Below are 21,575 nucleotides of genomic sequence, written 5' to 3' on the forward strand. Positions count from 1 at the left end.
TGTGGTCGAGAATCCATCGGAAGGCGAAACCCCTGCCCCCATAGCTCCTCGGCTCAGCGCCGGAAGGTGCGAGCGCGGTTAGAACGAGCCTCGATCAGCAGAGAAGAACCCAACATGAGCACGGTGGCAGCCATCGGGTGCAGGACGCCCGCCACTGAGGCCAACAAGGCCAAGGCGTTATAGGTCCAGGCAAGAATAATGTTGCGATCGATGATCCGGCACACGCGCCGGGCTTGCGCAATAACCTGCGGGATTGCCGAGACATCAGACCTTAAGACGATGATGTCCACGTCTGGGTGTCCAGACTGAGCGATGCGGTCGACCTGGGTGTCAGTGCCCATGAGGATAGCTACGTCAGAGACCCGCAATGAATCCAGGACCGAAACATCCCCGACCATGGCTACAGTCGCTCCGCGAGTGTGCACCGAACGCACCGTCTGAGGTTTGCGGCCCGGCGCGATGCCAGCCAACACTTGATCAATGCCGATCCGGTTGGCAATACGCCTAGCCACCGGATAGGCATCACGGGAGAGCATCATCGTGTCGATGCCCTGATTTTCTAGCTCTGCGATCGCATCCTCTGCGTCCGGTTTTACGGAGTCATAGAGGGTAATGACGCCTCGGTCACGGCCCTTCCAGCGCACCACCAATGGAGTTCCGCCGGATACGGCGGCTACTGCCAGCCGCCCCTCGAGGTCAGCCATATTCCTCGGTCGCCAGAGCATCGCATCGACTTGGTTCCGGTGCTCTACCCCCTCGCTATCAATGCTCGGAAGGTTAATGAGACCAGTGAAATCGCCATCGTGGTTGATCTCCGCATGATGGACGTCAATCCAATGGGGAATATCTTCGCCACCGGCACCAGAATCCCTGGCTTCGCGGGCGGCGCGAACGAGTGCCCGGGAGACCGGGTGATCAGATTCTAGGGCTAGCGCACCGGCTACCCGCAAAACCAGCTCAGGATTTTCTCCCCGATCGGCGGTGATGGTTTCTACCAACATGTCCGGTTCCGCTAGCGTGCCCACGCGGTTGAAGATGACGGTATCGACCATCTCGGTGCGCCGGATAGTAACGCTATCGCGGATAAGGATGCCATTACGGGCAGCTGCCTCGCCGGCGTAGCGAATAGCCAGGGCAGGTGACATGGCCAACGCCACCGGAGCCACGCTGGCCAGCACTGCCAAGGAGGTAGCAAAAGCTGCGTTGAAGTTGCCTGAGATCAATGCCCACAGTAGGAAGTCAATGGTAGCCAGACTCAGTGCTACGGGAATGAGCATGGCGGCGGTCCGCGAAGAGAGCATGGTGGACTTGTTCTGCTTCACGTTCGCATTAGCGGCCCAACGGTGAATAGCTGCCAGCCGAGTGCGGTGGCCGGTGTAGGCGACGCGAACTTTGATTCGGCCGTCGAGGTTGCGGGTACCTGCATAAACGTAGGAATTGACCTTGGCTTCTTCGACTTCTTGCTCACTGGTGGCGATCAAACCACGGCCTACCTTGCAGGAACCACCGACGACGGTCCCATCAACGGGGATAATCTGCCCGGAGGTGACGATGATGTCATCGCCGACATTGATCTCTTGAAGTGGGATCTGCTCCGGCCGAGTTTTTCCTTTGGGCGCACCTGGAGAACGGTGCCGGGGAACCATCAGCACCATTTTCTGAGCGTCTGGTCGGCGTTCCTCTATCTCATCAAGCAGGCTGACGCGACTACGCATAGTCAGCAGCCGACCGGCTAGCAGCAGCAAGGTCATCCCGCAGGCGACGTCTAAGAAGAGTTCGCCGTCAGTAATTCGATCGTGGTTGAAGGCAAACCATTGAGGGCTGGTCCGCCATCGCAGATCTCCCGCAGTGGTAAAGATCAAAATAATCAACGACCAGACATACGCCGCGATAATCGCCACCGAACTAGCAGCGTCCAACGCGGTTAAGCCACGCCGCAGGCCGCCGACCATTGCCCGGTGGAAGGGCCAGGCACCCCAAGTCACTACTGGTGTGGCCAATGCGAGGGTGACCCACTGCCAACCATCAAACTGCATGCTGGGTACATAAGACATCAACAGAACCGGGACGGTCAGGAAGAAAACAATCACCAGCCGGGTTGTGGTCAGCAAACCTCGGGCGGTAAACAACAAATCCTGGGGATGTAAATCCTCTGGTTCGCGAATCCCTTCGATGGGTTGCTTCAAAAAGCCAGCACGTCGAGCCTTCTCGAGGTTTCTTGCCTCATCATCAAGATGCCGGCGGAATTTCAACGACATCCCGCGACGACGCCGCCAGTTGCGTCTTTCTGTGCGCTGGTTAAGCCCCTCCCCTGGCAAGGCGCGTTGCACGCGACGTCGCAGTGAGGAATCAGTCAGGACCGCTGAAACATCGAAGCCAGCAATGATCTCGACGAGCACATCTGGATCCAAAGTATCTGGAGCGGTAACCCAAGCGGTGGCTTCGGGATAGACGATGCGTACCAATACCCCGGGAACCTGTTCCAAGGCAGCTTCGATATCTGCGATATCAGGGGCGTTTTTGAGACCGTCTAGTTCAAAGGCATAGGACACCTTGGGACGATCCGTCGGATCTATGTTCTGATCGAGCTGATGCGGTTGATCGTCGAAACCGGCGGCACGGGCAGCGCTGCGGGCCAGCTCAATGGAGGAGGCCACCTGTTCGTCGTTTCGGTCCATACTGTCGAAGATTAGTTGCTCCGACCGCTCATATGCACGATATAGCGGCTGGCGTCGGGGCGAAACATCAATAGCGCTGCCACTGCCAGCAGCACAACGATGACGATCATGGCTATCCCGCCAACTTGGATGGCGAAAGCGACGACATTACTAAAGATCGTCACAACGATGACCCCGACCAACACTCTTCGTGAGATCACGCTGCCGCTTTTGAGCTGTGCCACCAGCGCTGCGATCACTAGACCGGCAACGATATTAAACACACCCATGAAGCGGACATTGCTCAAAAAGGCATCAATGACTTCTTGGGAGGCCGGTGAACCCGCAGGGTAGGTGCCGGTCAGCAGCACCAAGCCCGAGACAACCATGACGATCGCTGCTGCGACTGAGAGGTAATAGCTCCACTTCAAAGAACGTGGCAAGACATCGGGAGCAGTACGCGGTGACGCGGGAGAACGGTTGAGATCATCCGGTGAGGGATACATCCCGGGGAACATGCTGGGCATGGGGTCTCAGCTCCTAGTGGTTTTGCCGGATTCAATCTCGCGGGTCCAGACGAGTACCTCCGGACGGAAGGAGAATACCAGCCCCATGGTCGCGGCGACGCCTACGAGAATCTGAAGGCTGCCATCGATGAGATACATCGCGATCGGCACGTCATTATCGGCAGGAATGGCGATGAAGATCATCAAAACCCGGAAGCCGAAGTAAATGCCGAAAAACATCAGCATGCGCCGAGCCATTCCGGCCTTTGGAGAGCGATGACGCAACTGTGAAAGCATCCAGGCTAAAAGCGCCATGATCAAGATCCCGACGGTCCCAGCAATGACGATGGAGGCATATACGGAAGTAGACACCGCGGCATCACTGACTGCCTCAGTGTCTGCATCCATGCCTTCTTTGGCTGCGGCGATAAGCACCGAAGGATCCATAAGCCCAATAGCGATATTGAGCAGCTGGTGAACGATTTCACCGCTGATGGCCGCGACCCAGAGGATGAGCAAGAGCCGAACTGATTCCGGCATGCTCTCTTTTTCTGGCGCAGCAGACTTAGGAGCCGAGTCTTTCGTGGGAGTCACTTGAGTCACTGTCCGGATAGTAAACGGGCGGCATCGGTGGCGAAATAGGTCAAGATCTGATTCGCGCCAGCACGCTTGATCGAGGTCAGTGATTCCATCATCACTGCATCCAAATCCACCCAGCCCTTGGCTCCGGCGGCTTGAATCATCGCGTACTCGCCGGAGACCTGATAAGCCGCTACTGGGACTGGGGACATATCTGCGACCGCGCGTAGAACATCGAGATAAGGAAGTGCGGGCTTAACCATGACAAAGTCCGCGCCTTCATCGATGTCTAATTGGACCTCCAGCAGAGATTCCCGGAAGTTTGCTGGGTCTTGCTGATAGGTTCGGCGATCGCCTTGTAAGGAGGAACCGACTGCTTCCCGGAAGGGACCGTAGAAGGCGGAGGCGTACTTTGCGGAATAGGCCATGATGGCGACGTCCTCGAAGCCACCTTCATCAAGCGCTTCACGAATAGCCAGCACTTGGCCGTCCATCATCCCGGAAGGCGAGACCAAATGGGCACCGGCGGCAGCCTGAGCGACCGCCATCCGCTGATAAAGCGCCAAGGTCACATCATTATCGATGACCGTGTTTCCCCGAGAATCCTGTCCCGGCACACCGCAGTGGCCATGGTCAGTGAACTCATCGAGGCAGGTATCCGCCATGATCAGCAGATCCTGGCCGAACTCCGCCCGCAATGCTGATAGCGCACGGTTGAGTACCCCTTCGGGATCCCAAGAAACTGTTCCTTCGGCGTCTTTGTCTTCCTCGCGGGGGACTCCGAACAGATCCACGCAACGCACTCCAGCATCAAGTGCCTCGTGTGCAGCTCGGAGCAAAGAGTCCGGAGTGTGCTGATAGACACCGGGCATCGAGGAAATCGGCCGAGGTTGGTCGAGGTCTTCGGCAATGAACATCGGCAGAATCAGATCCGCTGGCCGAAGAGAAGTTTCAGCCACCATCTCCCGCATAGCCGGGCTGCTACGAAGCCGGCGAGGCCGACGTAGAGGCAACGGCGGGGTGGAAGGCTGTGGCTGGGACGACGTAGTCACTGGAGAGGTCGATCCTTCCTCGCTGATGAGCGAAGTAGTCGGGGCTTGCCGCCCCATCCTAGGCTTATTGTTCTTCGACTACGGAGTCAGTGTCGATGAACTCTTCCACGATCTCTGCCGCCGAATCTTTAGCCACGTTATCAACCGGGGGACTCTGCACCGACTTGCGACGAGCGCGACGCTTTTTCCGCGGCGGAGGCAGCTGCCCTGCCGCACGAAGGTTGGCGACATGCTTTGCTAGGGCGTCGATAAGGTCGGGGACCTCGGCGACCTCCGGGACCACGTCGACGCGAAGCCCCATCTCCTTGGCAGTAGCCGCGGTCATCGGGCCAATACAGCCGATGACCGTGCGCTGATGCGGCTTGCCCGCAATTCCAACCAGGTTTTTCACCGTCGAGGATGAGGTGAAGCAGACCGCGTCGAAACCGCCGGATTTGATCAATTCGCGGATTTCCGCTGATGGCGGAGCAGCACGGACGGTGCGGTAGGCGACGACATCGTCAACTTCCCAGCCGGATTCCAAAAGCCCGTCGACGAGGACTTCGGTGGCGATATCCGCACGCGGTAGCAACACTCTCCCGACTGGATCGAGGTCTTCGATGTAATCCGGGAATACTTCAACCAGCCCAGCTGCGTTTTGGCGGTTGCTCGGCGGCAACAATTCCGGAGTCATACCCAAATCGCGAATAGCTTGGGCAGTTTTCGAGCCAACTGCGGCCAAGTGGACGCCAGCAAACGACCTAGCATCCAGGCCGATCTCGACGATCTTTTCCCACACTGCGGCAACAGCGTTGACAGAGGTAAACACGATCCACTGGTAACGCCCCTCAACGATGCCCTTGATCGCACGTTCCATCTGCGCGGGGTTACGCGGCGGTTCCACCGAAATCGTGGGTACGGACTGCGGAATCGCACCGAAAGAAGACAGCCGAGCGCTCATCGGGCCAGCTTGTTCCTTGGTACGAGGCACCAGCACGCGCCAGCCATAGAGCGGGCGGTTTTCCCACCAGGAGTACTTGGTTCGGTCATCAACGCCCTTGCCCATGGTGACCACGAGTTGGCCGGGCAGATCCACGTCCAAGCGCCCCAAGGTGCCCAACGTGGCATCATGAGTGCGCTGTAGCCGGGTCGTGCCGTTGACGGTGACCGATAATGGGGTCTCCGGGCTCATCCCTCGGGCGATGAGCTCCTGCGCAATGGTGCTCAAATCTTCCGAGGTGGCTTGAAGTACCAGCGGCTGCGGGGCGCCAACTAACTGATCCCAATCGACGTGGCCGCAGGTGACATCGGCCTCGGTGTAGGTCGAGCCGAGTGCGATACCTGCGAAAGACGGGACCGTTGAGGGCAAGGACATTCCAGGAACAACCTGGAATTCCAACCCTAAAGCTGCCACTGCGGCGATTTCCGCCATCGTGGTATCTCGGGTCAGAGGATTGCCCGCGACCAGTCGGACGACATCAGTCGAGGACTCGACGAGTGCGTCCTTGAGCTGCTGGGCGATCCCCGCGGGATCTTGAGCAACTGACACCCGAATATCAGCGGCAGTCGGCGGAGCCGGACGTACCGGGCGACGCCTGGCGCCAGCGGCTTTGGCCTCAGCGCAGATGCGCTCGTAATCAGCCTCTGCTGCGTCGAGCTTGTCTTGAGGAACAGGTAACGCAGCTGCCACGACCTCACGGACACCTGTAAGAACAGATTCCTCGGTGATAGCTATTGTGGTTGCGGCGAGCACCTCTCGGGCACGGACGGTCAGCAGATCGGGGTTGCCGGGGCCAGCGCCGACGAAGACGATCTTTCCCGGCTGGGAGGTCTGAGGGACCATGCTCATACGGATCATTTCTAGTGTCGGGCCCGCCGCCATAAACGGGCCGAGGATGGGTTTCACAACAGGTCAGGACACAAATGCACGCCCATCGCTAGCGATCACGATCAAGACCTTCGTCTCGATCGCCCGGCCCTAAAGGGGCCATATCGCTCACGGGGCGTTCACCGTGTGGTATTCACACCTTAAGTTAGGAACCCCTGAATACGAAAAACGTGGCTTTCGTTACCCGATGTATTGGGTGAGCTGCTGAGCGTAATGCTCTGCCTCAGAGGTAGAGATAATGATGTGATTGACGGTGGCCGAATCCAGATCTAAGACGATCCCTGGACCATGTCCGTGGCAAGCAGAAAAGGTGCTGTCGACGTCGCCTTCGGCCGTGGTGGTGTTGATAGTGCCGGTGACATCGTTAGGACGAGCCTGTGTGCCGCCAGCAGCCTTCTTCAGTGCGCCTGCGACCTCACAAGCATCAGCAACGACGGAGACCCCGGTGATGGCACGAATGGGAACAGACAGATGCGAACGGCGCGCAGAGATCTTCTCCCACCAATCAAGTCGGATGGTTACCTGTTGCTCAGTAATCTGGATTTTCGCCATGATGGGCCTTAATACTAGTAGATTCAGCCCGGATTACTGATTGCCATTACCTCGGCAGCACCGCGCGAGATCAAATCTCTAGCAGCCTGTTCACCGACCTCGACTGGATCCGAACCGGAGACAGTACAGGTCAGTTGGGTGTGCCCATCGAGGGAAAACACGCCAGCGTTCAACGTGATGACACCATTAACGATGCTCGAGTGCGCCGCCACTGGCGCGGTGCAACCAGCTTCAAGGCGATTGAGCACGATCCGTTCGGCAACTGCGCCGGTGTAGGCGACGGAATCAACCAGAGAGTCAATTGCGGCCCGGGCCTGTGCGTCATCGGCACGACATTCAATTGCCAATGCTCCCTGAGCCGGAGCCGGGATGATGGTCTCCGGGGAAAATACCTCGGTAGCTCGGTCGCCCTGCCCTACTCGAGATAGCCCGGCAAAGGCCAACACCACGGCGTCTAGTTCACCGGAGGTCACCTTGCCCATCCGGGTATCGATGTTGCCACGCAAGGGACGGATGTCCAGGTCGGGACGTCGCGCTCGAAGCTGAGAGATCCGGCGCGGTGCAGAAGTACCGACCTTCGCTCCGTGCGGAAGCTGCTCGAGGGTGAGCCCATCACGAGCGATCAGTGCCTCACGGTTATCTGCGCGAACTGGAACTATCAGATGGAAGCGCTCGTCCGAGGCTGTCGGTAAATCCTTGAAGGAATGAACGGCAATATCGCATTCATGATTGGCCAAAGAGTCGCGGAGAGCCTGGGTAAAGACACCGACTCCAATACGCTCGACGGGCGCCATATTGACGTCCCCCGCGGTGGTAACGATGTGCAGCTCTGCAGCAAAACCAGCCGCGATCAGTGCATCACGCATGTGCCCGGACTGAGTGGTTGCCAGCTTCGAGCCGCGCGTTCCAATCTTCAAAGTCATGTTCTCAGAGTTCCTTTTCATTGATGCCGATTTTTCCTTCGGGCAGGTCTGACACATCGACTGCGACGGCGGTGCCCTCCGCTGCTAGCCCAAATAGTTCTTGAAGTGCAGATTCATAGGAAACAACCCCAGATTCAGCAGCGAGCTTTTTCACTCGCACCGTCGGCTGGTGGAGCAGCTTATCGACGACCCGGCGTACCGTCCGAGTTACTTCTTCGAAATCCGACTCTTCCATCGTGCTCGTTCGTGAGCGCAGGCGTTCCAGCTCTGCATCCACCAGCTGAGCAGCATGTCGCCGCAAAGCAGAAACAGCCGGCACAACATCTCGAACTCGCTGTTCGGAACTGTAGGAATCAAGTTCTTCAGCGACGATATTGAGCGCCTCTTGGTGCCCAATCGCGTGTTCGCCGCGGCCGGATATCGTCTGGTGCAGGCGTTCAATATTGACCAAATGAACCCCGGCCAGAGCAGCGGTGTCATCATCGATATCGCGCGGCATAGACAAATCAATCAGCGTGAGACCTGCATGCCTTTGCTCGGGGACATCCGCAGCAGTGATGGTGAAATCATCTGCTCCGGTAGCCGAGACTGCTAGATCAACTCCAGAAAGAGCACCCGCACGGTCTTCGAAATTCACGACTTCGGCTGGCACTCCAGCTTCTCTGGAATGCTCTGCGAGCCGTTCTGCGCGGGAACGAGTTCGGTTAGCGATGACCAGCTGATCAACTCCGAGTTTGCCTAGGTAGGTAGCTGCCAATGAGGCCATCGCACCGGCACCAAGCACCAACGCGCGGCGTCCACGGAGATTGTCCACGCCAAGATGACCTAGCGCCTCATCTACAGCCACCGACACCATCGAGGCGCCCGCATCATCGACATCAGTCTCGGCGTGTACGCGCTTGCCGGTATGCAGCGCAGACTGAGCCAAGGAATGCAGGGCAGGTCCAACGGCACCTTTTCCTGCGGCCTCTTGATAGGCAGTGCGCACTTGGCCAATGATCTGCTGTTCGCCTACGACCATCGAATCCAAGCCTGCAGCCACCACCATCATGTGTTCCGCGGCGGCGTCGGCATAACGAACATAGAGGTAACCACGAAGAGTATCGATATCGACATCAGAGATTTCATGGAGCACCTCCACTACGTCTTGGACTCCCGAGTGAAAAGAACTGGTTACCGAGTAGATCTCCAGCCGGTTGCAAGTGGAGACAATCATCGCTTCACTGAGCGCGGGACGTTGCACGAGCTTGGTGGTGGTGTCATTGCGGATTGTCTCATCCATGCTCAATTTCTCGAGCAAAGCTACCGGCGCCGATCGGTGAGACATTCCCACGACAAGCACACTCACGTTTACCTTCACCGCTTTCAGCATTGACAGACCCCGTGGCGTGGCGCACCTCCGGAGCGGATCAAACAAAAGGATACCCCCGACAGCACTGAAAACCGTATCGATGCCCGCACCCTACACCCGACGGGGGTCTGGAACGGTGTGCGGAGGCTCCCCCACCAGCGCCTGCGCCAATTCCGCATCATCGACTTCCCAGCAAGCAAATTCTTCACCATCAATGACCACTACGGGGACGCGGTCACCAAACTCCACCGCCAAGCCCCGGTCCTCATCGACGTCGAGAATCTCCAAAACTGCACCCGCGGATTCGACTACCGGAGCAATCTGCGCGGCGACCCTGGCGCATGATCCGCACGAGGCTCGAACCATCAGCTCCACTGTGTGTGACATGACTACTCGCTTCCTGCTGTGAACCCGACTAGGCGATCGCGATCTGACCCCTGCGTCATAATGATGTGGAGCCTACGATAGACACGATACCGAGCCGAGGAATGGCCGCCGAACATACGCACGGCAAATCCCCGGAACCGACAGAAAGGCATGGACACCGCAGTGGATCCGATGAACAGCGAATCCTCTTTCCCAGGTTCCCCACAAGAGTTCCTGGCCAGCTGGAGCGCCTCCCGTGGCAACTTGCGTAGGTTCCTCGAAGACCGAGCCCTGCCACCAATCGATGAACAGTCCCAGCGAGCTGCCGGAGAGGCTTCAGCCGCAGCTGCGGTAGAAGAGACCTTCGGCATCGAGCTCGATGCCTTCTCCTCCGGAGTGGATTCGGTTTCCGGCTCTATTCAGGCTGCCGGCGGGATCCATATCAGCATCCCGGACCCGGATATTCCGCAAGATATCGGCGCAGCTGCCTTCTTCGATGTGGATAACACCCTGATTCAGGGCTCATCCATGGTCGTATTTGCACTCGGCCTGGCACGCAAACGCTACTTCCGTTTCTCAGAGGTCGTCCCCATTGCTTGGAAGCAGCTTAAATTCCGATTCACTGGCTCTGAAAATGCGGGAGACGTCGCGATTGGCCGCAATCAAGCCTTGGAATTCATCAAGGGCAAAGATGTCGCCGATTTGGTCGAGTTATGCGAAGAGATCGTGGATTCTTCCATGATCGAAAAGGCTTGGCCCGGCACTCGGGAACTCGCCCAATTGCATTTGGCTGCGGGACACCAGGTTTGGCTGGTCTCTGCGACACCAGTACAGCTGGCCCAGATTCTCGCTCGGCGTTTCGGATTTACCGGAGCATTAGGCACTGTGGCGGAGGTAGAGGATGGAAAATTCACTGGTCGCTTAGTCGGTGACATCCTGCACGGTCCCGGAAAAAAGCACGCAGTGGCAGCTCTAGCAGCCATCGAGCAATTAGATCTAGCTCGTTGTACCGCCTATTCAGACTCGATCAACGACATTCCCATGCTCTCCATGGTGGGCACCGCAGTGGCCATCAACCCAGACAAAAAGCTCAGCCAGGAAGCTGCACGCCGTGGCTGGCAGGTTCGCGATTATCGCAGCCTACGTCGCGCAGTCCGCGCCTTCGGCCTGCCAGCGTTGGCAACCGCAGCATTTAGCCTCGGAAGCTGGCGGATGTTCCACCGGGGCCAGCCGGAGCAGCCGGACCAGCGACCTTCCTAGAAATAGAATTAGCCGCCGCCCACTCCCCAAAGGGAATAGACGGCGGCTAATTTTCAAACCCGAAGGTTTATTTGCCCAATTTACGACGCTGAACGCGGGTGCGTCGCAACATCTTGCGGTGCTTCTTCTTGGACATGCGCTTGCGGCGCTTCTTGATGACAGAACCCATGGGGTTTCCTCATTTCGTCGTGATGTACGTACGTAACCTGCCGACTTATCCACGGATCGATTAAAAATGTCCGTCACCGAGGTGCACGCTCGGCGCAAACGAATTGTCGGCACGAATGGGAACCATCATACCGGCATAGGTGGCAGTGCTAAAAATCCGGGTCACTAAAGGAATGCGAAAAGCCGCCTGAAGCCCCAGCCTCAAGACAAAGGCAGATGCTGCAGACGGCAATAAGAAGCTAAAAAGCCCTCGTTCTAGCCGACCTCGTAGTACGAGGAATCAAGGTAGTCGTTGACTGCCTTCTCATGGACCCGGAAAGACCGGCCCACGCGCACCGCTGGTAGGTCACCTGCGTGAACTAAGCGGTAAACGGTCATCTTAGAAACGCGCATAATCTCCGCAACTTCAGCGACCGTCAAAAACGAACCTTTGTCTACATTAGCCATATACGTTACAACCCTTCGGCAAGCGGCGCGCTGCGGGCTTCCCCTCCCACAGATCGGACACGCGCGTGCTTGGACAAGCTTAGCGTGAATAGTGTGACAGGTGCGACCTAAGAGTCTGAATCTTCGTCAAAATTGCTCTCCCTCGGTGCCTTAGAAGCCTCTCCCAACTTCATAGAACGCTTCGCACAGGCTTCAGTGGCCCGATAGAATGCCCCTCGAATACCGGATTCCTCCAGCTCACGAAGCGCAGCTACGGTGGTTCCAGCCGGGGATGACACATTGGCTCGGAGGGTGGCGGGATCAGATCCCGATTCTGCGAGCATGATGCCGGCTCCGGCAGCCGAGGTGGTCACTAGCTTTTCTGCGACTTGTCGGGTCAATCCGAGAGACACACCCGCGTCGACGAGAGCCTCAGCCACGAGGAAGAAATATGCCGGGGAAGAACCTGACAGGGCGGTAACCGCATCCATATCTGATTCCGCAACGGGGACAACTTCACCGACTGCAGAAAGTAGCGCCGTAGCCTCTTCGGCCTGTTCCTTGGTGACGAAGCGGCCAGTGGCCATTGCGTTCATGCCGCGGCCTACCAGCATCGGAGTATTAGGCATCACCCGAATGATCGGGGTTCCGGCGACTACGACGTCTTCCATAGCCGCTAGAGACAGACCTGCAGCCATGGAAACCAAAACCGTCGGGTCATCGTTGTTTTCCACTGCTTCGGAGATTTCCGCGAGCAGATCCAACACACCTTTGGGCTTGACGCATAAAAAGACCACATCTGCGCTCTCGACAGCCTGCTCGTTGTCCGTGAGGTCTTTGACCCCATAGGTCTCCCGCAGCTGCTGCCCACGATCGCTATTGCGATTAGTCACGGTAATCGATTGGGGATCGATGCCTGAATTGATGAGACCGGCGATTAACGCTTCGCCGATCTTTCCGCCTCCGAGTACTACCAGATTGCTCATGGCAACCACCATGCCACACAGCGGCGACCTTCGCGGTAATCACCTAGCTGCGCGTAAGAAGTCCGCTCTGCTGAGCTTAAAGGGCAACGATAAGCAGTGGACCGAAGGTCATCAGTCCGCCTACGATAGCCGCCAGGAACATTGAGAGCCCATCATTGGCAGTGCGCAGCATCTTTACCGTCCCGACCATGGCAACGGTCACGACAACGGCCAGAGCTGCGACGATTGCCCAGGAGAGGTTTGCCCACAGTAGTTCGAAACCCTTGAACACTACCGCGCCCAACACGACACCGATCAGAGATAGCAACACGACCCCCACTACCGAGGTATGTTCCTGATCGCCGAGACTGTCCTCAGCTTCTTCGGTGGGTGCTTCCTCAGCGAGGCGGTCTGTTGATTCTTCTACAACTAACGGAGTCGGTTCCTGCGCGACTTTCGGGATTTCTCCAGTCTCATCAACTGATAGTCCTCCACGCGGTTCTACAGGCGACTTTGAGACCTGAGCAGAATCTCCTGATGCTGGAGACTCCACATCTTCAATTTTCTGCAGGACAACCGTTGCATCGGTAGCAGGAGTGGCCTTAGCAGTTCCAGTAGAACTGGACTGTTCCTTTGCAGGATCTGTCGACTTCTGCGTGGGCTGAATCGAAGCGGGCTTCGTCTCCTTCGGAGATGAGGCTTCCTCCTTGGCTGGAACTACCGGAGCCTTTTTGGGTTCCGACACTGCTGCCTTTTTCTCAGCAGAAGTACCGGTCGAAGTATCGACGGAAGGAGCAGCCTTGGAAGCCGCTGAGGGGGCCTTGACCTCTGAGGTAGCGGTCGAAGCCTTCGCATCTACGGATTTCGCTGGAGCATCAATCGGGACGGAAGAATGCCTCGACTCGGCAGGTTTTTCTTGGACTGCCGGAATCGAACCGGTGAGCTCAGCAATCGAGATGCCGCCCTCTTCGAGACTGCGGCGACGCCGACGCCGAGGCTTCTCAGCATTCGGGTTGTCATTGCTCGCACGGGCAAGCAATTCGGCAACAGTAAGCTGCTTGTCACTCATAGTCACGTCCTTTCCTGATGGACCGAATCGTCCAGGTCCAAGCCTTTGTCGATCCGACGGAGGATGACCCCCTCCCGCAATGCCCACGGGCAGATCTCGATCTTTTCAATCCCGAGCGCTCGCATACTGGCCTCAGCAACGAGCGCGCCGGCCACGATCTGATGAGAGCGATCAGAACTAATGCCCTCTAATTCAGCGCGGTCAGCAGCAGTCATCCGGGAGATGAATGCGATCAACTGACGAAGTCCTGGTGCAGTAAGCGTGCGCTGAACATAAGGACCAGCCGAACTCGGGGCTGCACCGGTAAGCCTGGCAAGGGTACGGAAAGTTTTAGAAGTGCCCACTGCAACGCCAGGGTCGCCATAGACGCGCATTTGCCGGGCGGGCTCGACCAACCCGGCGTCAATGTAATCGCGCAGCAGATTGATCTTTTTCCTCGCCGGCGGATCGGTATCGAACCACTGGTGGGTCAATCGGCCAGCACCCAGATCCAATGAGACCGCAATATCTGGCAATTCATCAGAACCAGTAGATAGCTCCAAAGAACCGCCACCGATATCTAGGTTGGTGATTCGCCCAGCAGACCAGCCGTACCAGCGACGGACTGCGAGAAAGGTCAACCGCGCTTCGTCCTCACCAGAGAGAATCTCCAGCCGGACCCCGGTTTCTTTTTCCACATGATCCAAGACTTGTATCGAGTTGGTGGCAGAGCGAATCGCCGAAGTAGCAAACGACAGGAGCTCCTGACACCCAAGGGTCTCAGCCAGCTCTGCTGCCTCCCCGACGGCTTTAGTCAGCTTGCGCAGACCTTTGTCGTCGATGGCACCATCGTCGTCGATGAGTTCCACGAGCCGTAGCGTCGTCTTCCAGTCACTCATGGGAGCCGGCCGCCCACCGTTACGGGCGTCCACTGCCACGAGGTGGACAGTATTGCTGCCCACGTCCAATACACCTAGTCGCACACCTATCAGGGTAGACGGTCTACGGTGTGCAAGTGTGAATCACCCGCGCCAGAACCAGGTTTTTCTAGGTTTCCCCAAAACCTCCCCCGCCGGACGCCAAGTTGCCTCAGGCCGCGAGGTTGCCCCCGATTTCCCTCGAGAGTGGTTTGAGTTTGTCAATCCTGACGATCCTCTCCATCTCTTCCACGTCGACCTGACCTGGCTGGAATCGCATTGGAGCTGCCAGTTTGGGACAGAAGCTTGTCCTGGAATCGATGCCCAGCAATCTGATGTTGGTTGCTGCGTCCATGGTGCATATCTTGCCGATGAGACTGACCGGGACCAGCTTTACAATGCGGTTGCCGAAATGCCCGCTAAATACTGGCAACACCGCCCGAACGGGGTTGATGCGCATATAAACCAGGCAGATCCGACAGCTTTAGAGCCGTGGTTGGATTGGGATGAACTCGACGGAGATGACGGGGAACCGGAGCCTGCGCTGAAAACGCTCACCATCGATGGTGCCTGCATTTTTGCCAATCGGAGTGGCTGGGCTACAGGTGCTGGATGTGCAATCCACCAATGGTCGGTTGAAGCAGGTAGAGACCTCACCGTGGATAAGCCAGAGATCTGCTGGCAACTGCCACTGCGTCGCAATGAAGCCTACGAGGACCGCTCCGATGGCACCGAGATCCTGCGCACCGTCATCGGAGAATACGACCGCCGAGGTTGGGGCGGAGGTGGAGAAGACTTTGATTGGTATTGCACCGAGGACTCTGCCTGCCACACCAGCACGAAGCCCTTGTGGCAGGCCCAAGAGGCAGAATTGGTGGCGCTCATGGGCGCTGCTGCTTATGCAGTCTTAGCCGAGCACTGCCGTATTAGAGCGCAATTTCCGATCGCTGCGGCTCCCCACCCAGCCAGCCGTAAAGCAGGAAAAATCTAGCGCTGCCAAGGCAGGCTGCCGAGGCTCTGACTCAGAACATCTCGGCAGCCGGTCCTCCTAACGCAGCTGTTTAGGCCTCAAACTTATAGCCCAAGCCACGGACGGTGACCAGCTGTTTTGGCCGAGAGGATTCTTCCTCGATCTTCGAGCGCAGGCGCTTGACGTGGACATCCAAGGTTTTGGTATCGCCAACATAATCTGCACCCCAAATCCGGTCGATGAGCTGGCCACGGGTCAGTACCCGGCCGGAGTTACGCAGGAGATACTCCAGCAGCGCGAACTCCTTGAGCGGCATCGGAACAGGGCTTCCAGCGACGGTGACAATGTGGCGTTCGATGTCCATCCGAACGCGCCCGCCTTCAAGTACTTGCTCCGCAGCATCCTCGAAGAGAACATCCGAATCGACTCTTCGGCGCAAGACTGCCCGAATCCGAGCAATAAGCTCGCGAGAAGAATAGGGCTTGGTCACGTAATCGTCAGCCCCCAGTTCTAGACCGACGACTTTATCAATCTCGGAATCCCGAGCGGTGACCATAATGACGGGCACTGAGGAGACCGTACGCAATTGCTTGCACACATCAGTTCCAGACATTCCGGGCAGCATCAGGTCAAGCAGGACGATATCGATGTCATTGCGCTCAAATTCCATGAGCGCAGTCTGACCATCACCAGCGACAATGGCTTCAAAACCCTCCTTGCGGAGGAGAAAAGCCAAGGGATCGGCCAGAGATTCTTCGTCTTCGACGATTAGAATGGTCGTCATTATGATTTATCCTTTCGACGGGTAGCCACCCGCGATACCGCTTGACGCAGTGGGCCGGTGGGTACAGGCTCTTCATCCACAACTACCGCAGAGCTTTCTGCTGCCAATTCAGGATGATAGATCGGAAGTTCGAGGGTAAAGGTAGACCCGGTTCCAATCCTCGACCACAGTTTGATATTACCGTTGTGGTTGGCGATGACATGCTTGACGATCGCCAACCCCAGACCAGTACCGCCAGTAGATCGCGATCTGGCCTTATCCACACGAAAAAAGCGCTCAAATACTCGCTTCTGATCCTCGGGAGAAATGCCGATGCCACGGTCAGTCACTCGGATCAGCAGTACATCATTGCCCTTCACTTTCTGTGAGACCGAGACAGGTACCGACTGCGGTGAGTAATTAATCGCATTCGAAATGAGGTTTGAAATCGCAGTAACCAAAAGGGATTTATCCCCCAATACGAACACCCCGGAGTTCTCACCCCGAGCAAGAGTAATCCCAGCAGTGTCAGCAGCAACTTGGTTGCGCGAAAGCGACTCACTGATAACATCGTCGACCGATACTGGCTCCATCTCTGGCAGTGCCTCTGCACCCTGAAGTTTCGATAGCGAGATCAACTCATTGATCATGCTTGCCATTCGGTGGGCTTCTTTATGAAGCCGTTGGCCGAAATACCGGACATGCTCGGGGTCATCGACCGCTTCCATGAGTGCCTCTGCCAGCAGTGCCATCCCGCCCACCGGCGTCTTAAGTTCGTGCGAGACGTTGGCAACAAAGTCCCGGCGCGCGGACTCCATCCGGACGTTTTCACTCTCATCAGTGCTGTAAACAATGACGAAACGATCATCTACCAAGGTCAAAGGCTTAATCAAGGCACGGACGGAGGAAACGCTATTCCCGGTGCGCCGTTTGGATACAGACAGGTCCAAGGTGCGGCTTTCCTTATCGGCGTAGACCTCCCCGGCGACCTTCCACACCTTCTCATTGACCGTACGGTCATGCACCAAGTTCATCTCATGGGCACGGGAGTTGGAGAGGATAATCTCCCCGGAACGATCAAGGACAGTCACTCCAGTGGGAGAACCTTGGATGGCCAGATGCAGGACTTGGCTGACAGTGGTGACTTGATTGTCTTCCAAGGTGGCCGAAGATCGGTGCCGAAGGACTCGCTTGCGCCCCCAGTTCAACGCCGGAAGGGCGACGCCAGCGACGGCGACGCCCAACAAAAACGCAAATGCGACAGACACGCGCTATTTGCTACTTACCACCCTGAGCAGCGACGGCAGCAGCTCCAGCCGCCGCAGCTGCGGGATCAAGGTAGGTGCCACCCGGGTTGACCACGGCGCCATCGGCGTCGAGCTCAAATACCAGCGGGATTCCGGTGGGAATGTTGAGCCCAGCGATATCTTCCTCGGAGATGTTGTCCAAGTACATGACGAGGGCGCGAAGAGAGTTACCGTGTGCGGCAATGAGAACGGTCTCGCCCTTCTCCACGCGCGGGAGAATTTCCGATTCGTAGTAAGGAATGAAACGGTCTACTACGTCCTTGAGGCACTCAGTGCGTGGGACAGACTCTAGGTCCTTGTAGCGCACATCGCTGGCCTGCGAGTACTCGGAATCATCAGCTAGCTCCGGCGGCGGGGTATCGAAAGACCTGCGCCATGCCATGAACTGTTCATCGCCGTACTTGTCCTTGGTTTCTGCCTTGTTGAGACCCTGAAGAGCACCATAGTGGCGTTCGTTGAGGCGCCAATCGCGAACAACCGGGATCCAATGACGATCCGCATGGTTGAGTGCAATGTTGGCAGTGCGGATAGCCCGGCGAAGCAAAGAAGTGTAGAGGACGTCCGGCAGGATGCCAGCTTCCTTGAGCATCTCACCGCCGCGCTTAGCCTCGGCTTCTCCCTTCTCCGTCAGGTCGACGTCCATCCAACCAGTGAACTGGTTGGACTTGTTCCATTCACTCTGGCCGTGGCGAAGCAGAATCAATTTTCCGTATGTCATATTTCCAATATGCCACGTCTACGCCGGTAGTGCCCGCGGACTGGGCTGGCTAATTTACTCCACTGGTGTGTCTTTCGCGACGAGGCTGACAGCCAGCGACCACTGAAGCAAGTGTTTCGGCATAGACGGAGGCTAACTGGGAGGCCGTCGAGTCCCAGGAGTAGTTGGCTGCATGCTCAATAGCCTGCTCCGCCATGCGAATACGGGTGTCATCGTCTGCGAGCAGATCGTCGAGAGCATCTGCCCAGTCTTTAGTACCGTGACCGTCGACAAGCAGTCCGGTTTCGCCCTCTGCGACTGCGATGGGAAGGCCTCCCACCCGAGCAGCAACTACCGGAGTGCCACAGGCCTGCGCTTCCATGGCGACCAGCCCAAAAGACTCGTTGTAGCTGGGCACGGCAACGACATCCGCCGCCCGGTAGATGGTCACTAGCTCTTCAGGGGGACGAGGCTCGAGGAAACGTACACGCCGAGATATTCCCAATTCATGTGCCAGGTCGGTGTACTGCTCGGCAGTAGCGGCTACACCGGAGGCTCCGCCGCAGATAATCACCCGGAGATTGCGTTCCGGATCGCGGGCCATTAGTTCCGCAGTTGCCCTGATCAATACTTGAGGACCCTTAAATTGTTGTAGTCGACCGACAAACGCCACTACCTCAGCGTGCAGAGGAACACCCAGTTCACGGCGTGCACGCTCGGTATTGCGATCAGTACCCGGGGTAAATAGCTCGGTGTCAGTACCGGGGGCAACCACCACGATCTGCGCTGGATCGGCGTCATAGTGCTCGATGAGGTCTCGGGTCTCTTCTGCGGTATTGACCACGAGCACATTGGCATTGTCGACCAATTGTTGTTCGCAGATGCGACGCGCCTCCGATTCCGCGGAGTCATTGGCACTGCGATAAGCATTTTTCACCGCCGCCAGAGTGTGGGCGGTGTGCACTAGCGGGATTGTCCATAAGTCGCGCAGCAACCAGCCCACCTGGCCGGAGAGCCAGTAGTGAGAGTGAATGAGGTCATAGTCAATGTTGTGGCACGTGCGAAAACGTACGATGCCGCCAGCGAAGGCTGCCAACTGGGTCGGCATGGCTTCTTTATTCAGACCGTCATAGGGCCCAGCAACAATGTTAATGACTCTTAAGCCATCCTCGACTTGAACGATCTCGCCTTGGCTGGGGCGTATCGCTCTAGTGAAGATGTCTACGTCAATTCCTTGACGCGCCAGGTGGACGGCGGTGTTGAATATATAGACATTCATCCCGCCAGCATCACCAGCGCCTGGTTGCTGCAGAGGAGATGTGTGCATGGAGATCATTGCGACGCGCATGAACCTATGTTAGAGCCCCGCGACTACTAGCCACCCATCGTTATACTGGGATCACCCCAAACTATCGGAAGGACCTTCATGTCGGCATACGAGACCAAGGCCTGGCTGCAGTACTACGACGAGTGGACCCCACACTCGCTGGATTATGACAACACCACTCTGCTTGACGTCTACGACAACAATCTGGCGATCAACGCGGAGAAGTCCGCCACCTGGTTCTTCGGCCGCACGCAGACCTATGCGGAGCTGGACCGTCAGGTCCGACGCGCCGCTGCTGGTCTACGAGCTTTTGGCGTCCGCCCGGGCGATAAAGTTGCGATCATTCTGCCCAACTGCCCTCAGCACATCGCGGCCTTTTATGCGGTACTCAAGCTGGGCGCGACGGTCGTGGAGCACAACCCGCTCTATACCTACCACGAGCTCAAAGGCCCGTTCGCCGACCATGGGGCCCGGGTCGCGATCAGCTGGGACAAAACTGCTCCAATGCTGGAGAAACTGCGCGATTCCACGTCTCTAGAAACTGTCATCTCGGTCAACATGATCGAGGCAATGCCGCGGGTCAAGCAGCTGGCGTTGCGCCTTCCGATCAAGTCGGTCCGGGAATCTCGTGAGGCGTTGTCCGCGCCAGCACCCAACTCTGTGCCTTGGGAAGCACTCATCGGCTCCGCTATCGGTGGCGAGGGAACAAACCTCGTCTCGGATCCTTTGGTGACCAAGGAGTCCATTGCACTAATTCTCTACACCTCCGGCACCACCGGCGCCCCGAAGGGCGCCCAGCTCAGCCACGGCAATCTGTTTGCCAACTGCCTTCAGGGCAAGAATTGGGTACCTGGACTCGGAGACCAAGACGAGCGCATGCTCGCTGCGCTGCCGATGTTCCACGCTTATGGGCTGACCATGGTGGCCACGCTCTCGGTCTATATCGGCGGCGAAATGGTGCTTTTGCCAGCACCAAAGATTCCACTGATCATGGATGTGATGAAAAAGCACACGCCGACGTGGCTGCCGGGCGTACCCACCCTCTACGAGAAAATCGTTGAGGCTGCTGAAAAGGACAACGTCGATATCTCCGGAGTCCGTAACTCCTTCTGCGGTGCGGCCACCTTGCCAGTGGCCATCGTCGAGAAGTGGGAAGAGGCCACCGGCGGTCTATTGGTAGAAGGCTACGGATTGACGGAGACCTCACCGATCATCGTGGGAAATCCGATGAATGAAAACCGTCGACCGGGCTACGTGGGAATTCCCTTCCCCGATACCGAAGTACGCATCGCCAACCCGGATGATCTCAATGAAACGTGCCCTGATGGCACCGAGGGTGAAGTTCTGGTTCGTGGCCCGCAGGTCTTTTCTGGCTATCTCAACCAGCCAGAAGCCACTGAGGAGAGCTTCCACGGCGATTGGTACTGCACCGGCGATGTGGGAGTCATGGAAGAAGATGGCTTCATCCGCTTGGTGGCACGCATCAAGGAAGTCATCATCACTGGTGGCTTCAACGTCTACCCAGCAGAGGTGGAAGAAGCGATGCGCGAGCATCCGGATATCCTCGATCTAGCTGTGGTCGGCCTGCCCAGAGAAGACGGTTCTGAGGAAGTCGTTGCCTGTGTCACCCTCGGCGAGGGTGCAGCACTCGACCCGGAGGGCTTGAAAACCTTCGCCCGTGAGCGCCTGACCCGATACAAAGTGCCACGCACCTTCTATCACTTCGAGGAACTCGCCCGCGACCAACTGGGCAAGATTCGACGCCGTGAGGTGCAGGAAGAGTTGATCCGCATCACTAATCGCTAACTCTCCGAGCAGATAAGTGAGTGTGAACTCTTGACATGAAGCATACCCCCTAGGGTATTGTCGGTGAC

The 21,575-nt window shown here is 57.4% G+C and carries 21 protein-coding genes; 3 read left to right on the forward strand and 18 right to left on the reverse strand.

What is annotated here, in order from left to right:
* Positions 1–53 precede the first annotated feature (53 nt).
* The 9 genes from C5L39_RS06620 to C5L39_RS06660 all read right to left on the reverse strand — a co-directional run bounded on the left by C5L39_RS06620 (position 54) and on the right by C5L39_RS06660 (position 9,874).
* Complete coding sequence (locus C5L39_RS06620) at positions 54–2,678, reverse strand: heavy metal translocating P-type ATPase (RefSeq protein ID WP_123048086.1); 2,625 nt, start codon at positions 2,676–2,678, stop codon at positions 54–56.
* Between the two features lie 11 nt (positions 2,679–2,689).
* On the reverse strand, positions 2,690–3,184 hold the full coding sequence (locus tag C5L39_RS06625; RefSeq protein ID WP_126268740.1) for a hypothetical protein: 495 nt from the start codon (positions 3,182–3,184) through the stop codon (positions 2,690–2,692).
* Between the two features lie 6 nt (positions 3,185–3,190).
* Positions 3,191–3,766: a hypothetical protein gene (locus tag C5L39_RS06630; RefSeq protein WP_126268741.1), complete on the reverse strand. Its 576-nt coding sequence runs from the start codon at positions 3,764–3,766 to the stop codon at positions 3,191–3,193.
* The gene (hemB, locus tag C5L39_RS06635) at positions 3,763–4,794 is read right to left on the reverse strand and encodes a porphobilinogen synthase (protein WP_342767898.1); all 1,032 of its coding nucleotides are present in this window, start codon (positions 4,792–4,794) and stop codon (positions 3,763–3,765) included. The genes C5L39_RS06630 and hemB overlap by 4 nt, the downstream gene beginning before the upstream one ends.
* A 64-nt stretch (positions 4,795–4,858) precedes the next feature.
* Positions 4,859–6,622, reverse strand: coding sequence for a bifunctional uroporphyrinogen-III C-methyltransferase/uroporphyrinogen-III synthase (locus tag C5L39_RS06640; RefSeq protein ID WP_165858001.1), 1,764 nt, complete (start codon positions 6,620–6,622; stop codon positions 4,859–4,861).
* Between the two features lie 219 nt (positions 6,623–6,841).
* Complete coding sequence (locus tag C5L39_RS06645) at positions 6,842–7,213, reverse strand: hypothetical protein (protein ID WP_123048091.1); 372 nt, start codon at positions 7,211–7,213, stop codon at positions 6,842–6,844.
* 23 nt (positions 7,214–7,236) lie between these two features.
* A complete protein-coding gene (gene hemC, locus C5L39_RS06650; protein ID WP_123048092.1) occupies positions 7,237–8,136 on the reverse strand; it encodes a hydroxymethylbilane synthase in 900 nt (299 codons plus the stop codon).
* Between the two features lie 4 nt (positions 8,137–8,140).
* Positions 8,141–9,484 carry a glutamyl-tRNA reductase gene (locus C5L39_RS06655; RefSeq protein ID WP_123048093.1) on the reverse strand — a complete coding sequence of 448 codons (1,344 nt, stop codon included), beginning with the start codon at positions 9,482–9,484 and terminating at the stop codon, positions 8,141–8,143.
* 114 nt (positions 9,485–9,598) lie between these two features.
* On the reverse strand, positions 9,599–9,874 hold the full coding sequence (locus C5L39_RS06660) for a glutaredoxin family protein (protein WP_123048094.1): 276 nt from the start codon (positions 9,872–9,874) through the stop codon (positions 9,599–9,601).
* Positions 9,875–10,024: 150 nt separating this feature from the next.
* Between C5L39_RS06660 and C5L39_RS06665 the strand changes: the two genes are divergently transcribed.
* Complete coding sequence (locus C5L39_RS06665; RefSeq protein WP_123048095.1) at positions 10,025–11,113, forward strand: HAD-IB family hydrolase; 1,089 nt, start codon at positions 10,025–10,027, stop codon at positions 11,111–11,113.
* A 67-nt stretch (positions 11,114–11,180) separates the two neighbouring features.
* On the opposite strand, the gene C5L39_RS06670 is transcribed toward C5L39_RS06665, so the two are convergent.
* The 5 genes from C5L39_RS06670 to C5L39_RS06690 all read right to left on the reverse strand — a co-directional run bounded on the left by C5L39_RS06670 (position 11,181) and on the right by C5L39_RS06690 (position 14,703).
* Positions 11,181–11,282: a 30S ribosomal protein bS22 gene (locus C5L39_RS06670; RefSeq protein ID WP_003855542.1), complete on the reverse strand. Its 102-nt coding sequence runs from the start codon at positions 11,280–11,282 to the stop codon at positions 11,181–11,183.
* Positions 11,283–11,536: 254 nt separating this feature from the next.
* Positions 11,537–11,728 (reverse strand): helix-turn-helix domain-containing protein, encoded by a 192-nt coding sequence (locus C5L39_RS06675; RefSeq protein WP_123048096.1) that lies wholly within the window; start codon positions 11,726–11,728, stop codon positions 11,537–11,539.
* A gap of 107 nt (positions 11,729–11,835) precedes the next feature.
* Positions 11,836–12,693, reverse strand: coding sequence for a pyrroline-5-carboxylate reductase (gene proC, locus C5L39_RS06680; RefSeq protein ID WP_123048210.1), 858 nt, complete (start codon positions 12,691–12,693; stop codon positions 11,836–11,838).
* Between the two features lie 76 nt (positions 12,694–12,769).
* Positions 12,770–13,741, reverse strand: a complete 972-nt coding sequence (locus tag C5L39_RS06685; protein WP_123048097.1) for a hypothetical protein — start codon at positions 13,739–13,741, stop codon at positions 12,770–12,772.
* Positions 13,742–13,743: 2 nt separating this feature from the next.
* Positions 13,744–14,703, reverse strand: a complete 960-nt coding sequence (locus C5L39_RS06690) for a Ppx/GppA family phosphatase (RefSeq protein WP_123048098.1) — start codon at positions 14,701–14,703, stop codon at positions 13,744–13,746.
* Positions 14,704–14,737: 34 nt separating this feature from the next.
* On the opposite strand from C5L39_RS06690, the gene C5L39_RS06695 reads away from it, so the two are divergent.
* Complete coding sequence (locus C5L39_RS06695; protein WP_123048099.1) at positions 14,738–15,628, forward strand: DUF3109 family protein; 891 nt, start codon at positions 14,738–14,740, stop codon at positions 15,626–15,628.
* A gap of 70 nt (positions 15,629–15,698) precedes the next feature.
* Here C5L39_RS06695 and C5L39_RS06700 read toward each other — a convergent pair whose 3' ends face one another.
* From C5L39_RS06700 to mshA, 4 genes are read right to left on the reverse strand one after another with little or no spacing between them, the layout of a single operon-like run.
* Entirely contained in the window at positions 15,699–16,391 is a 693-nt protein-coding gene (locus C5L39_RS06700; protein WP_123048100.1) for a response regulator transcription factor, read from the reverse strand.
* Complete coding sequence (locus C5L39_RS06705; RefSeq protein WP_123048101.1) at positions 16,391–17,638, reverse strand: sensor histidine kinase; 1,248 nt, start codon at positions 17,636–17,638, stop codon at positions 16,391–16,393. Before C5L39_RS06705 ends, C5L39_RS06700 begins: the two co-directional genes overlap by 1 nt.
* A 10-nt stretch (positions 17,639–17,648) precedes the next feature.
* The gene (locus tag C5L39_RS06710) at positions 17,649–18,395 is read right to left on the reverse strand and encodes a phosphoglyceromutase (RefSeq protein WP_123048102.1); all 747 of its coding nucleotides are present in this window, start codon (positions 18,393–18,395) and stop codon (positions 17,649–17,651) included.
* A 49-nt stretch (positions 18,396–18,444) separates the two neighbouring features.
* A complete protein-coding gene (gene mshA / locus C5L39_RS06715; protein WP_123048103.1) occupies positions 18,445–19,722 on the reverse strand; it encodes a D-inositol-3-phosphate glycosyltransferase in 1,278 nt (425 codons plus the stop codon).
* A gap of 78 nt (positions 19,723–19,800) precedes the next feature.
* On the opposite strand from mshA, the gene C5L39_RS06720 reads away from it, so the two are divergent.
* Positions 19,801–21,507, forward strand: coding sequence for a long-chain-fatty-acid--CoA ligase (locus C5L39_RS06720; protein ID WP_123048104.1), 1,707 nt, complete (start codon positions 19,801–19,803; stop codon positions 21,505–21,507).
* Positions 21,508–21,575 lie beyond the last annotated feature (68 nt).

Source organism: Corynebacterium alimapuense, assembly GCF_003716585.1.
Taxonomy (GTDB): domain Bacteria; phylum Actinomycetota; class Actinomycetes; order Mycobacteriales; family Mycobacteriaceae; genus Corynebacterium; species Corynebacterium alimapuense.